Genomic DNA, 11,630 nt, shown 5'->3' on the forward strand with positions numbered 1-11,630 from the left:
GTTCACCCCGGCGGTTCGATCTCTTGGATCAAGCCGCTAGCCTATCCCAGTCGTCATGCCCGGGCTCGTCCCGGGCATCCACGTGCCGTCTCACACGTCGCTAGACGTGGATGGCCGGGACTTCAATTGCGAAGACGCGCTTCGCGCTTTAGCCCGGCCGCGACGGTTCTTTCTTACGCGAAGCTCTTCGCAAAACCTTCGACAACCGACTTCAGCTTGGCAGCCACGTCGTCGGAGAGGTCGCGGGTGTCGCGGATCGAATTGAGGATCTCGACGTTCTTGCCGCGCAGCAGCGACAGCAGGCCGTCCTCGAACGCGCGCACCTTGTTGACCGGGAGCGGATCGAGATAGCCGTTGGTGCCGGCCCAGATCACGCAGACCTGCTCTTCCATCTTCAGCGGCGCGAACTGCGGCTGCTTCAGGAGCTCGGTCAGGCGCGAGCCGCGGTTCAGCAGGCGCTGGGTCGAGGCGTCCAAGTCGGAGCCGAACTGCGCGAAAGCCGCCATTTCGCGGTACTGCGCCAGCTCGCCCTTGATCTTGCCGGCGACCTTCTTGGTGGCCTTGGTCTGCGCCGAGGAGCCGACGCGCGACACCGACAGACCGACGTTCACCGCGGGACGGATGCCCTGGAAGAACAGGTCGGTTTCCAGGAAGATCTGGCCGTCGGTGATCGAGATGACGTTGGTCGGAATGTAGGCCGACACGTCGTTGGCCTGGGTTTCGATGACCGGCAGTGCGGTCAGCGAGCCCGAGCCGTGATCCTTGCTGAGCTTGGCCGCGCGCTCGAGCAGACGGGAATGCAGATAGAACACGTCGCCCGGATAGGCTTCGCGGCCCGGCGGGCGGCGCAGCAGCAGCGACATCTGGCGGTAGGCGACGGCCTGCTTGGACAGATCGTCATAGATGATGACCGCGTGCATGCCGTTGTCGCGGAAGAACTCGCCCATGGTGCAGGCGGTGAACGGCGCGATGTACTGCATCGGCGCCGGATCCGACGCGGTGGCGGCGACGACGATCGAATATTCGAGCGCGCCCTGCTCTTCCAGCACCTTCACGAACTGGGCAACCGTCGAGCGCTTCTGGCCGACCGCGACGTAGACGCAGTACAGCTTGATGTTCTCGTCGGGCTGCGCGTTGAGCGGCTTCTGGTTCAGGATGGTGTCGAGCGCGATCGCGGTCTTGCCGGTCTGACGGTCGCCGATGATCAGTTCGCGCTGGCCGCGGCCGATCGGGATCAGGGCGTCGATCGCCTTGAGGCCGGTCGCCATCGGCTCGCTCACCGACTTGCGCGGAATGATGCCGGGCGCCTTGACGTCGACGCGCATGCGCTTGTCGGCCTGGATCGGGCCCTTGCCGTCGATCGGATTGCCGAGTGCGTCAACGACGCGGCCGAGCAGGCCCTTGCCGACCGGCGCGTCCACGATGGCGCGGGTGCGCTTGACGGTCTGGCCTTCCTTGATCTCACGGTCGCCGCCGAAGATCACGACGCCGACGTTGTCGGTTTCGAGGTTCAGCGCCATGCCGCGGGTGCCGTTCTCGAACTCGACCATTTCGCCGGCCTGGACGTTGTCCAGACCGTAGACGCGAGCGATACCGTCGCCGACGGACAGCACCTGTCCGACTTCGGAGACTTCAGCTTCCTGGCCGAAATTCTTGATCTGGTCCTTGAGGATCGCGGAAATTTCCGCGGCGCGGATGTCCATCAGCCTGCCTCTTTCATCGCGTGCTTGATCGAATTGAGTTTGGTGCGAAGCGAACTATCGATCATGCGGCTGCCGAGCTTGACGACGAGGCCACCGATGATCGAGGGATCGACATTCACGTTGAGCGCGACGTCCTTGCCGGTCACCGACTTCAGGGCAACCTTGAGGGCGTCGAGATTCTTGTCCGAAAGCGTTTCCGCCACGGTGACGTCGGCCGTCACCTCGCCCTTGAACCTGGCGACCAGGGCCCGGTAGGCGCGAATGACGTCAGTCACCACGAACAGGCGGCGATTGGCGGTCAGGACCTTCAGGAAATTGGCGGAGATGCCGGCGATGCCGGCCTTGGCCAGCACGGCCGAGAGGGCCCTGGACTGGGCATCGGCTGCGAAAACCGGGCTGCGGACGAGGCGCTTCAGATCGGCGCTCTCATTCAGCATGGCCTCGAATTTCTCGAGATCGGCTTTGACCTCGTCGACCACTTTCTGGTCGCGGGCCAGTTCAAACAAGGCCGTTGCATAACGGCCGGACACACCTGAAACGGACGTATCTTCTGCAGCCACAGACGCGCTCTTTTTGCTGTCAAACTCGCAAGGGAAAAACCGTCGCCACAACGCGGCGCCAAGCGATCCAAGCCCTTGGAATTCAAGCGGGACTTCGATTTCCGGCCGGCACGGGACGTGCCGGATCCGTTAAAATCGCGGCTTTGCTAACATAGCAGGCGCGCAGGTGCAACATGACGCCAAATTAAAGGCACCGGGTTCTGCCGCCAGTTCGTCGCACGCCGGATGCAGCGATCACCGCCCATACGACCACCGTATCAAAGGATCTGATCAAGAACTTGATCAAGTCCTTGGGTGACGAGGTGCCGCGTCACGGAATTGTCGCGGGGGACTTCAGCGCGGCCTCCCCCTTGTTGGTTCCTGCCCTCAGCGCATAGCGGCCATGAACACGGATCGCAGAGGTGTGATTCCGGCCTCGTTAGCTCCACTCGCCGAATACTTACCCAATTCTAAACGCTCGCGGCGATGACTTCGTTTTACAGTATTCATAAGTAATTCATAAGTTAACAAATCGTTAAAGGCGAAGATTACGGAATATCGTCTGAATATCTGGTGCCGGTAACAAGATATTACATGACGACACAGAATGGATTTACTGCCCAATTCACGCCTCATTAGGAATCGAAACGCCAACTCGCTCACAAACTGATGGGGGCTCCACTAGCCACATATGTGGCAATACTAGCTTAGGGACCACTAAATGCTGTCTTTGAAGACGCTGGGCGTTGTGACCCGGCCGCGTACGGCGATCGCTTTCATTGCCGCAACTCTCCTCATCGGTGGAACTGCCACCGAGGCTTCCGCCAAATCCCGGCATCACCGGCATCATCATCACCGCCACCACGCTCAGACCGATACCAACGCGACCTCCGATTGGCGCAACGCCAATGCGTCGATGACGCCGACCTCGGGCACGGGCCACAGCTTCTCCGGCATGGCCTCCTTTTACGGCAACGAGTCCGGCAGCCGCACCGCCTCGGGCCAGCGCTTCAACCAGAACGCCCTGACCGCGGCGCACCGCTCGCTGCCGTTCGGCACCAAGCTGCGCGTCACCCATGGCGGCCAGAGCGTCGTCGTCACCATCAACGACCGCGGGCCGTTCATTCGCGGCCGTGTGCTCGACCTCTCCACGGGTGCCGCCCGCGCCATCGGCCTCACCAGTCGCGGCGTCGGCCGCGTCACCGCGGAAGTCGTCTCCTAAGGCGCGATAAAGCGTCTCATCGAGCGCGCGCAGTTTTCATCAGTTTGATGCGCGCATGAAACAAGCCCGCGGTCTTGGGGGACCGCGGGCTTTTTGTTGCCTGCGTCATTCCGGGGCGCGACGAAGTCGCGAGCCCGGAATCCATCGGGCGACAGAATTGGCGGATAAATGGATTCCGGGCTCGCGCTTCGCGCGCCCCGGAATGACGACTGAGGATGTGGCCGCGACGGACTCTTACAAAAAGCTCTGCGGGTCGACGTCCACCTCTAGCTTCTGATTGCCCGTCGGCTTCGGGCAGACCGCGAGCCAATTGCGCAAATAGTCCGAGAGGTCGAAACCGCGCGCCGATTTCACCAGGATGCGGAAGCGGTAGCGGCCCTTGATCACGGCGAGCGGCGCCTCCGCCGGTCCCAGCACCACGACGCGCTCGTCGCGCGGGGCGAGCGCGACGAGGCGGCGGCCAAGGCCTTCGGCGCTCGGGCGGTCGCCGGCGGAGATGATCAGGCTGGCGAGCCGGCCGAACGGCGGATACAGCGTGCGTTCGCGTAAGTCGATCTCGCTGTCGTAAAAGGCCTCGCGGTCGCAGGCGATCAGCGCCTTCATCACGGGATGATCGGGCTGGTGGGTCTGGAGATAGCCGACACCGCGGCCCTGCTCGCGGCCGGCGCGGCCGATCACCTGGTTGAGCAATTGCCAGGTGCGCTCCGCCGCGCGCGGATCGCCGTTGGAAAGACCAAGATCCGCATCCACCACGCCGACCAGATTGAGCCGCGGGAAATTGTGGCCCTTGGCGACGAGCTGCGTGCCGATGATGATGTCGACCCGGCCCTCCGCGATCTCGGCGAGCTCACTGCGCATCGTCTCGATCGAGGTGATGAGATCGCTCGACAGCACCATGGTGCGCGCCTGCGGAAACAGCGCGGCGGCCTCCTCCTGCAGGCGCTCGACGCCGGGCCCGACCGCGACCAGCGATTCCTCGGCCGAGCAGTTCGGACAGAGATGCGGCCGCGGCATCGAGAAGCCGCAATGATGGCAAACCAGGCGCTGACGGAAGCGGTGATCGACCAGCCAGGCATCGCAGATGGTGCAGGCGAAGCGGTGGCCGCAGCCGCGGCACAGCGTCAGCGGCGCATAGCCGCGGCGATTGAGGAACAGCAGTGCCTGCTCGCGCTTTTCGATCGCGCCTCTGATCTCGCCGGCCAGCCGCGGCGAGATGAAGCGGCCGCGCGCGGGCGGCTCGCGGCGCATGTCGATGGCCTCGATATGCGGCATGTGCTGGCCGCCGAAGCGCGAGGGCAGCGCGATGCGCTGATAGCGGTTCTTGCGCGCATTGACTTCGGACTCGACCGACGGCGTCGCCGAGGCCAGCACGACCGGAATCTTGGCGATATGCGCGCGCACCACCGCCATGTCGCGGGCGTGATAGTGCACGCCCTCATCCTGCTTGTAGGCCTGGTCGTGCTCTTCATCGACGACGATCAGGCCGAGATCGGCGTAAGGGAGAAACAGCGCCGAGCGTGCGCCAACCACGACCGGCGCGGTGCCTGCGGAGATCGCCGCCCAGTTGCGCGCGCGGGTGCGCGGCGTCAGCTCGGAATGCCATTCGATCGGCTGTACGCCAAAGCGTTGCGCGAAGCGTTCGAGGAACTGGCCGGTGAGCGCGATCTCCGGCATCAGGATCAGCGACTGTTTTCCGCGACGGATGGTTTCAGCAATGGCCTCGAAATACACCTCGGTCTTGCCCGAACCGGTAACGCCATCGAGCAGCGCGACGTGAAAGGTACCGTTGGACGCAAGCGCGCGCATCGCGTCCACACCGGCACGCTGCAACGGCGAGAAATCCGGCCGGCCGAAATCCGGATCGGGCACGGGCGGCGGCGCAGGCGGCGGCATCGGCTCGACCGTGAGCGTGCCCTCGTCGACGAGCCCGTCGATCACGCCTGAGGAGACGCCGGCTTCCTTGGCGGCTTCGGACTTGCCGTGGAGCAGCCGGTCCGACAGCACCTCGATCACGCGCTGGCGCGCCGGCGTCAGCCTTTTCGGCGGGTCGCCGACCAGGCGCACGCCGGGGCGCACCCGCTCGGGGCCGAGATTCTCGCCCATCCGCAGGCACATGCGCAGCACCATGCCGCGCGGGCTCAGCGTGTAATTGGCGACCCAGTCGACCACGGACCGCAGCTCGGGCTTGAGCGGCGGGATATCGAGCTTCTCGTTGACCTCCTTGAGACGGTTGTGCAGGCGCGGATCGGGATTGGCGTTCTCTCCCCAGACCACGGCCAGCACCTCGCGCGGCCCGAGCGGCACGGCGACGAGATCGCCCGCCTTCAACTCCATGCCGCGCGGCACCTTGTAGGAATAGGTCTGGTCGAGCGCGACCGGCACCAGCACGTCGACCATGCCGGTCGCGTTGGTGGGGGCGGTGGTGCTGCGCGAGGTGTGATCCATGAACGAAGAATCGGAACCGGGGGCCTCAAGGCTAGCGCCCTGAGGCGGCCTTAGCGAACGATAAACGGGTGTGATGCGATATACTGGGTGGAATCACCACGTCCAGTGCGCATGAGCAAAGCCGTCGCCCCACAAATCGAGCTCGCCAGCGCCGATCCCTCGATCGCGCAGGAGATGACGCGCTGGCTGTCGCATCTCGGCGCCGAGCGGCGGTTGTCGCCGAAGACGCTGGAAGCCTATGGCCGCGACTTGCGGCAGTGCCTGGATTTCCTCTGCAGCCACTGGGGGGAACGCGTGACGCTTGAGCGCTTCGCCGCGCTGGAAGCCACCGACGTCCGCGCCTTCATGGCAATGCGCCGCGCCGACGACATTGCCGGCCGCAGCTTGATGCGTGCGCTGGCGGGCCTGCGCTCCTTCGGCCGCTTCCTCGAGCGCGAAGGCAAGGGCAAGGTCGGCGCACTCTCGGCGATCCGCGCGCCGAAGGTGGCCAAGACCTTGCCGAAGCCGCTGCCGATGGCATCGGCCAAGCGCCTTGCCGATGCCGACGAGCGGGCGGGCGAGGATCGCGAGACCTGGATTTTGGCGCGCGACGCTGCCGTGATGGCGTTGCTCTACGGCTCCGGCCTGCGCATCTCCGAAGCACTCGGGCTGAAGCGCCGCGAGGTGCCGCGTCCCGGCGAGGGCGACGTGCTGATCGTGACCGGCAAAGGCAACAAGACCCGCATGGTGCCGGTGCTGCAGAACGTGCTCGAGCTCGTGCAGGAATACGTCGCGATGTGCCCGTATCCGTTGCCCGCCGAGGGCCCGATCTTCGTCGGCGCGCGCGGCGGTCCCTTGAGCCCACGCATCATCCAGCTCGCGATGGAGCGGCTGCGCGGCGCACTCGGCCTGCCCGACAGCGCCACGCCGCACGCGCTCCGGCATTCCTTCGCCACGCATCTGTTGTCACGCGGCGGGGACTTACGCGCCATCCAGGAATTGCTCGGCCATTCCTCGCTCTCGACCACGCAGATCTATACCGGAATCGATTCCGAGCGCCTGCTGGAAGTCTATGCCAGCGCGCATCCAAGGCGCTGAACGCCACTGATTCCTGACATGAAGCTGTCACAGCGAGCGTGCCTCTTGCGCTCGCCGCGCGGTTCGGTCAATCGTTGCGGAACCGAGGCAGGAGAGACTGATGAGCGCACATGAAAGCATGGAGCATGCCGAGCACGCCGAACACGCGTCCGGCTCGAACAAGAAGATCGCGCTCCTGATCGCCGTGCTGGCGCTGTTCCTGGCGATCTCGGAGACGCTCGGCAAGGGCGCCCAGACCGAATCCATCAGCAAGAACGTCGAGGGCGCCAATCTCTGGGCGTTCTTCCAGGCCAAGAGCATCCGCCGTACCGTGGTGGTGACCGCGGCCGAGCAGGGCAAGCTGACGCTGGCCGGCACCACCGACGACGCCATGAAGGCGACGGTGCAGAAGCAGATCGACGACTGGACCAAGACCGCGCAGCGCTACCGCTCCGAGCCCGAGACCGGCGAAGGCACCGAGCAGCTCGCCGAGAAGGCCAAGCATGCCGAGCACGAGCGCGACGAGGCGACCGCGAAATACCATCACTTCGAGCTGGCGTCGGCCGCCTTCCAGATCGGCATCGTGCTGGCCTCGGCCACCATCATCACCGGCATGTTCGCGCTGGCCTATGTCGCCGGCATCCTGACGCTCGGCGGCCTGCTCATGACCGCGCTCGGCCTGTGGTGGCCGCATCTGGTGCATTTGCATTAGTTGGCGCAGCAGCGTCGCACCAACTCCGTCATCCTGAGGTGCGAGGAGCGCAGTGCATCAGCACTGCGCCCGGAGCCTCGAAGGATGAACGGCCGAGATGCAGCCGGGCCGTCGCCCTTCCAGGGCGGCCGCTGAAGAAGCGGCCACCTCCAGCGACAACCGCTTCGCGGTTGCGCGGGGGTGACGGTGAGAGACTGAATGTGCGGGCAGCTACCGCGCCTGGTGCACGCTCTTCCTGAAGCGCTGGATCACACGCAGCGTGCGTGACGACCAGCCCTCGCCGTTGCCGGCGATCAGCTCGCGGATACGGCGCTTGATCGGGTCGACCAGCTCGGCGGCCTTGGCGCGGACCTTCATCACCAGATCGTAGATCCGCTCGAACCAGTGCATCTCCAAAAGCTTGTCGCGCGTCACGTCGAACACGAAGGCGGTGACGCCGACGCCGAGCAGCTTCGCGAAAACGATCGTGAAGACCGCGCTGGTCCAGTATTCATGCGTGAGCAGCCACAGGCCGACCAGCTTGAGCGGAAACAGCGGGACGATGGGGACCGCGAACACGATCAGCGTCATGGCCGGCGACAGCGCATCGACGCGCTCCGTCAGCCATTGCTTGAAACGTGCGAGCGGGACGGCTGCGACAACCCGCGCAACGATCGGCTCGAGATGGTCCCACAGCCAGGCTTCGATCAGGAAGACGATCGCAAGCAGGACCCAGACCGGTTGAAGAAGGCGGCGCAGCATGTGTTTCCCGCCCGATTCGGCGCTGGGCGCTTGGCTACATATGGATGGCCCGCTTGCCGACTGCAAGCGCGGCTTCCTTGATGGCCTCCGAGCGGGTCGGATGCGCGTGGCAGGTGCGCGCGAGATCTTCCGCACTGCCGCCAAACTCCATGAGAACACAGGCCTCATGGATCATTTCGCCGGCTTCGCGGCCGATAATGTGCACGCCGAGCACGCGATCGGTCTTCGCATCTGCGAGAATCTTCACAAAGCCGTCAGTGGTCTGGTTGACCTTGGAGCGGCCGTTGGCGGTAAAGGGAAATTTCCCGACGGTATAAGCCACGCCCGCCTGCTTCAGTTCCTCCTCGGTCTTGCCGACGGAGGACACTTCCGGCGTGGTATACACGACGCCTGGGATCACATCGTAATTCACGTGGCCGGCCTGGCCGGCGATGATCTCGGCCACCGCCACGCCTTCATCCTCGGCCTTGTGCGCGAGCATCGGGCCTGCGACGACGTCGCCGATGGCATAGACGCCCTTCAGGCTGGTGGCGAAGTGCGGATCGATCTGCACGCGGCCACGATTGTCCAGCGCGACGCCGGCCTCCTTCAGGCCGAGCGCGTCGGTGTAGGGCACGCGGCCGATACAGACCAGAACGACGTCGGCTTCCAGCGTCTCGGCGGCGCCGCCGGCGGCGGGCTCGATGGTCGCCTTCAGCGTCTTGCCTGAGCTGTCGACCGCGGTGACCTTGGCGCCGAGCTTGAACGCAAAGCCCTGCTTTTCCAGGATGCGCTGGAATTGCTTGGCGATCTCGCCGTCCATGCCGGGCAGGATGCGATCCAGGAATTCGACGACGACGACTTCGGCGCCGAGACGGTGCCAGACCGAGCCGAGCTCGAGGCCGATCACGCCGGCGCCGACGATCAAGAGCTTGCCGGGCACCTTGTCGAGCGACAGCGCGCCGGTCGAGGACACGATGCGCTTCTCGTCGATCTCGATGCCCTTGAGGCGCGCGATGTCCGAACCGGTCGCGATCACGATGCTCTTCGTTTCGATCGTCTGCGACTTGCCGTCGGCGGAGACCGCGACCTTGCCGGTCCCCAAGATCTTGCCGGTGCCCTTGAGCACGTCGATCTTGTTCTTCTTCATCAGGAACTCGACGCCCTTGACGTTGCCGTCGATGCCCTGCTGCTTGAAGTTCATCATCGCGGGAAGATCGAGCTTCGGCGAGGAGACCGACACGCCCATCTTGGCGAAGGAGTGCCCGGCTTCCTCGAACATCTCGGACGCGTGCAGCAGCGCCTTCGACGGCATGCAGCCGACATTGAGGCAGGTGCCGCCGAGGGTTGCGTTCTTTTCGACCACGGCGACTTTCATGCCGAGCTGGGCTGCGCGCACCGCGCAGACATAACCGCCCGGTCCGGTGCCGATGACGACGAGATCGTAGGTAGCCATGAGAGAAAGTCCCGTAAGGTTAGGCGTGATGAGGATGTGTCAGCGTCCGCCGGTGCGTCAGCGTCCGCCGGACACATCGAGAATGGCTGAGGTGACATAGGAGGCCTCGTCCGACATCAGCCAGACGATGGCATTGGCGATTTCATCCGATGTGCCGACGCGCTTCATCGGCACCAGATGGGCCAGACGATGGGCGCGATCGGGCTCGCCGCCGGCGGCGTGGATTTCGGTGTCGATCAGGCCGGGGCGGATCGCGGCGACGCGGATGCCTTCGGCTGCGACTTCATGGCCAAGACCGATGGTGAAGGAATCCACCGCGCCCTTGGACGCGGCGTAATCGACATAGGTGTTGGGCGAGCCGAGCTTGGCGGCGACCGACGACAGATTGACGATGACGCCGCCGTTGCCGCCGTGCTTGGTCGACATCCGCTTCACCGCTTCGCGCGCGCAGAGGATCGACCCGGTGACGTTGACCGCCATGACGCGCTGGATGCGCTCGGCCGACATCTCGTCGACCCGCACGCCGCTCTGGCCGACGATGCCGCCATTGTTGACGAGCGCCCCTAACGTGCCGAACTTGTCGGCCGCCTTGAACAGCTCGATGATGTCGCTTTCCTCGGCCACATCGCATTTCACCGCGATCGCCTTGCCATTGCTGGCCTCGATCAGCGCGACCACCTCGTCGGCGGCCTTCTTGTTGCTGGCGTAACCGACCACGACACGAAAGCCGCGCGCGGCCGCCGCAATCGCGGTCGCCCGCCCGATGCCGCGGCTGCCGCCGGTGATGACAACGACTTTATCCGTCACGCGCGCCTCCATGGTTCGACACGCGCCGTCGCGAATGGCGACGGCGCTCGCAGAGCATCAGGGATCAGAGATCGAGCACCAGGCGCGCCGGATCTTCCAGGCTCTCCTTGACGCGAACCAGGAAGGTGACGGCTTCCTTGCCGTCGATCACGCGGTGATCATAGGACAGTGCCAGATACATCATCGGGCGGACCTCGATCTTGCCGCCGACGACCATCGGCCGCTCCTGGATCTTGTGCATGCCGAGGATGCCGGACTGCGGCGCGTTCAGGATCGGGGTCGACATCAGCGAGCCGTAGATGCCGCCATTGGTGATGGTGAAGGTGCCGCCCTGCATCTCGTCGATCTTGAGCTGACCGTCACGGGCGCGGCGGCCGAAATCGGCGATGCCCTTCTCGATGTCAGCGATCGACTTGTGGTCGCAGTCGCGCACCACGGGCACGACGAGGCCCTTGTCGGTGCCGACGGCGACGCCGATGTGGTAGTAGTTCTTGTAGATCAAATCGGTGCCGTCGATCTCGGCGTTGACGGCCGGGATGTCCTTCAGCGCCTGCACGACGGCCTTGGTGAAGAAGCCCATGAAGCCGAGCTTGGAGCCGTGCTTCTTCTCGAACGCATCCTTGTAGTGGGCGCGCAGCGCCATCACGTTGGTCATGTCGACCTCGTTGAAGGTCGTCAGCATGGCCGCGGTGTTCTGCACGTCCTTGAGGCGGCGCGCGATGGTCTGGCGCAGCCGGGTCATCTTGACGCGCTCTTCGCGGGCGGCATCGTCGGCCGGTGACGGGCTGCGCATCTGCACGGCGGCGGCGGGCTGGTTGACCGGGGTCGGCGCGGAGGCCGCACGCTCGATCGCGGCGAGCATGTCGCCCTTGGTGACGCGGCCGTCCTTGCCGGAGCCCGGAACGGTGGAGGCATCGACGCCGGTCTCAGCCGAGAGCTTGCGCACGGACGGGGCGAGCGGTGCGTCGGC

10 protein-coding genes are annotated in these 11,630 nt (G+C 65.0%); 3 read left to right on the top strand and 7 right to left on the bottom strand.

All coding sequences use genetic code 11. From position 1 onward, the window contains the following. Positions 1-173: 173 nt before the first annotated feature. Both atpA and XI04_RS21415 read right to left on the bottom strand, forming a co-directional pair. On the bottom strand, positions 174-1,703 hold the full coding sequence (gene atpA / locus XI04_RS21410; protein ID WP_028139207.1) for a F0F1 ATP synthase subunit alpha: 1,530 nt from the start codon (positions 1,701-1,703) through the stop codon (positions 174-176). Further along, positions 1,703-2,263, bottom strand: a complete 561-nt coding sequence (locus XI04_RS21415; protein ID WP_212252252.1) for a F0F1 ATP synthase subunit delta — start codon at positions 2,261-2,263, stop codon at positions 1,703-1,705. The genes atpA and XI04_RS21415 overlap by 1 nt, the downstream gene beginning before the upstream one ends. A gap of 700 nt (positions 2,264-2,963) precedes the next feature. On the opposite strand from XI04_RS21415, the gene XI04_RS21420 reads away from it, so the two are divergent. Beyond that, a complete protein-coding gene (locus XI04_RS21420; RefSeq protein WP_212252250.1) occupies positions 2,964-3,464 on the top strand; it encodes a septal ring lytic transglycosylase RlpA family protein in 501 nt (166 codons plus the stop codon). 234 nt (positions 3,465-3,698) lie between these two features. Here the strand turns inward: XI04_RS21420 and XI04_RS21425 are convergent, their stop codons facing one another. Continuing rightward, a complete protein-coding gene (locus XI04_RS21425; protein WP_271611001.1) occupies positions 3,699-5,909 on the bottom strand; it encodes a primosomal protein N' in 2,211 nt (736 codons plus the stop codon). Between the two features lie 111 nt (positions 5,910-6,020). Between XI04_RS21425 and XI04_RS21430 the strand changes: the two genes are divergently transcribed. Together XI04_RS21430 and XI04_RS21435 are read left to right on the top strand one after the other, a co-directional pair. Further along, complete coding sequence (locus XI04_RS21430; protein ID WP_028139211.1) at positions 6,021-6,986, top strand: tyrosine recombinase XerC; 966 nt, start codon at positions 6,021-6,023, stop codon at positions 6,984-6,986. A 100-nt stretch (positions 6,987-7,086) separates the two neighbouring features. Next, positions 7,087-7,677, top strand: coding sequence for a DUF4337 domain-containing protein (locus XI04_RS21435; RefSeq protein WP_028139212.1), 591 nt, complete (start codon positions 7,087-7,089; stop codon positions 7,675-7,677). A 210-nt stretch (positions 7,678-7,887) separates the two neighbouring features. Here the strand turns inward: XI04_RS21435 and XI04_RS21440 are convergent, their stop codons facing one another. From XI04_RS21440 to odhB, 4 genes are all read right to left on the bottom strand, one after another. Further along, the gene (locus XI04_RS21440; RefSeq protein ID WP_028139213.1) at positions 7,888-8,418 is read right to left on the bottom strand and encodes a hypothetical protein; all 531 of its coding nucleotides are present in this window, start codon (positions 8,416-8,418) and stop codon (positions 7,888-7,890) included. A 34-nt stretch (positions 8,419-8,452) separates the two neighbouring features. Further along, on the bottom strand, positions 8,453-9,853 hold the full coding sequence (gene lpdA, locus XI04_RS21445; RefSeq protein ID WP_028139214.1) for a dihydrolipoyl dehydrogenase: 1,401 nt from the start codon (positions 9,851-9,853) through the stop codon (positions 8,453-8,455). A 57-nt stretch (positions 9,854-9,910) separates the two neighbouring features. Further along, complete coding sequence (locus XI04_RS21450) at positions 9,911-10,660, bottom strand: SDR family oxidoreductase (protein WP_271609502.1); 750 nt, start codon at positions 10,658-10,660, stop codon at positions 9,911-9,913. A gap of 64 nt (positions 10,661-10,724) precedes the next feature. Further along, the coding region (gene odhB / locus XI04_RS21455) for a 2-oxoglutarate dehydrogenase complex dihydrolipoyllysine-residue succinyltransferase (RefSeq protein ID WP_271623761.1) at positions 10,725-11,630 on the bottom strand (906 nt) is incomplete at its 5' end.

It is taken from the genome of Bradyrhizobium sp. CCBAU 11430 (assembly GCF_028128855.1).
Classification (GTDB): Bacteria; Pseudomonadota; Alphaproteobacteria; order Rhizobiales; family Xanthobacteraceae; genus Bradyrhizobium; species Bradyrhizobium ottawaense.

What these genes read in the sequence shown, in the direction of transcription:
- atpA (WP_028139207.1), bottom strand. Translation starts at nt 1,703, where the DNA reads ATGGACATCCGCGCCGCGGAAATTTCCGCGATCCTCAAGGACCAGATC.
- XI04_RS21420 (WP_212252250.1), top strand. Translation starts at nt 2,964, where the DNA reads ATGCTGTCTTTGAAGACGCTGGGCGTTGTGACCCGGCCGCGTACGGCG.
- XI04_RS21425 (WP_271611001.1), bottom strand. Translation starts at nt 5,909, where the DNA reads ATGGATCACACCTCGCGCAGCACCACCGCCCCCACCAACGCGACCGGC.
- XI04_RS21430 (WP_028139211.1), top strand. Translation starts at nt 6,021, where the DNA reads ATGAGCAAAGCCGTCGCCCCACAAATCGAGCTCGCCAGCGCCGATCCC.
- XI04_RS21435 (WP_028139212.1), top strand. Translation starts at nt 7,087, where the DNA reads ATGAGCGCACATGAAAGCATGGAGCATGCCGAGCACGCCGAACACGCG.
- XI04_RS21440 (WP_028139213.1), bottom strand. Translation starts at nt 8,418, where the DNA reads ATGCTGCGCCGCCTTCTTCAACCGGTCTGGGTCCTGCTTGCGATCGTC.
- lpdA (WP_028139214.1), bottom strand. Translation starts at nt 9,853, where the DNA reads ATGGCTACCTACGATCTCGTCGTCATCGGCACCGGACCGGGCGGTTAT.